The sequence below is a fragment of the Magnetospirillum sp. genome (assembly GCA_027532905.1).
GTDB lineage: Bacteria > Pseudomonadota > Alphaproteobacteria > CACIAM-22H2 > CACIAM-22H2 > Tagaea.
In genome coordinates, this window is the sequence record JAPZUA010000013.1 from 1 (window position 1) to 1963 (window position 1963).

Genomic DNA, 1963 nt, shown 5'->3' on the forward strand with positions numbered 1-1963 from the left:
CGATGCCTGCTCCGATGCCGACGCAACGATGGTGGATTGGCGCATCGTATCGTCGGCCGACACGCCCATGGCGGCCGAACTTTTCGTCATCTGAACGGCCGAACTTGCGACCTGATCGACGACACTCTTGACGTTCTTCTCAAAATCGTCGGCGAGCATCGTCTGGCGCGTGACGACGTTCCACACGAGCATCGGCCCGACATAAGCACCGGCCTTGTCGCGGATCGCCGAGACGCGCACGTCGAAAATTTCCTTTCCGATATGCAAGGTCGTGCGGCGCGGCAGGGAAGCGGCGTCGGCCAAGGCGGCCGGCTGCAGCAAACCGTCGCGGTGCAGCTTGCCGAGTTCGGTGCCGACGAGCGCTTCGGGCGCGCACGGCAGATGCTCGGCGACGCCGCGCAAGGTTTCGACCGCTGCCCGATTGGCGTAGCCGATACGGAAGACGTTTTTCGGATCGGCGGTCATCACCGGCGTGGGCATTTCCTCGACCATCTGGCGCAGGCGGAAGGACTGACCGACGGTCTCGCACAGCGCGCGCATGGCATTGAGAAGTGCGCCGAGTTCGTCCTTGCGCGCACTGGCGGCAACGGCGACGTCGTCGCGGCCATTCGCGAGCTGCGTGGCGACATCGACCAAGATCGCAAGCGGGCGCTTGAGGCTGGCCACGAACGCGACGGCGATCACAAGTGCGAGGGCCAGCGCCAACGCACCGCCGATCGAGATCGTCCATTCACGCAGCTTGACGGCGGATTCAGCTGCTGCGACGGCGGCCTCGGCGCGCGCTTCGAGCGACTTGCGGAGTTCGTCGGTCAGAGCCGAAAGCGAATTGCCTTGCGCCCGGAACACTGCGCGGACGGCTTCGAGGTCTTTGATCGTCTGCTGGATCTTGAGATTTTCGTTGCGATAGGCCGTGAGGGCAGCAATGGAGGCATCGATGCGCGCGGCAAATGCGGCGGGCGCACCGCGCCGTGCTTCGGTCGCCGCAGCGATCGCTTCATTGAGCGTGCGTGCGGCGCTTTCCATATCGGCATCGGCTTGGCTGGTGCGGTAGCGCATCGCGGGCAAGCGGCCGCGCATGTAGTTTTCGGCTGCCAGGTCGAGCGCGGTCGCCGTCGTCGATTGGCCCGATGCCGCAGCTTCGTCGCGCAGGCGCTGCAGGTTGGTGAGCACCGTCGGCCCAACGCGGTCGAGTTCGTCGGCCAAAGTCGCGCGCGCGGCGAAGTGTCCTTGGATGGTGGCCCAGCTTTCGTCGCGGTACTTGCCGAGCGTGGCCTTGTAGGCGGCGACGTTCGAACGTTCGGCATCGTTGATTCGGGCGTTCTCGAGGTCCTTTACGGCTGCGTCGAGACGACCGAATGTGGCGCCAACGGCGTCCGCTTGCGCTTGGGTCGGCGCTTGCAGCCAGATATTGATTGCGTTGCGGGTCTGCGTCATCCGCAGTTCGACGCGTTGGGAAAAATCGTAGATATTCCCGATTTCTGCCGCGCCGGTTGATTCGGCGGTGGTGCGTTTGAATCCGACGACGCCATAGGCCGATGCGGCCGCCAGCAGCAGGCCGAGCAAGCCGAACGCGGCGTATACTTGGCCGACAAGCGAAAATCGACCGAATGGATTGAGTGAAGAAAGCTTGGACATGGGGGGCTCCGGTTGTGGTTTCCGGACGAATAACCTGAAAGATTTAACCGCCCATTAAAAAAAACAGGTAGGCAGAAAAAATGTTCATGTCACCATAGGTTTAACTATTGTATCATGTAAATACATGTATAGATAATGCATGCTGTGATGTGATGAAAAACTACGCAACAACCCCTTGCTGCTGGTACGCGATCTCCTCGATCGGATTGACCGGGAAGCGTTCGCCGGCCTGGAAATAGATGCGGCCCGCGAGGCCGGCCAAGCTGCAGCCTTCGAGGAACACGACTTCGATTTCGTCGCGCAGATCGGGCGGGATCTGCCGGTGCGT

The 1963-nt window shown here is 62.0% G+C and carries 1 protein-coding gene; it reads right to left on the bottom strand.

Going from position 1 to position 1963, the window contains the following annotated elements:
- On the bottom strand, positions 1-1635 hold a 1635-nt coding region (locus tag O9320_20635; protein ID MCZ8313258.1), incomplete at its 3' end, for a hypothetical protein.
- Positions 1636-1963: the final 328 nt, after the last annotated feature.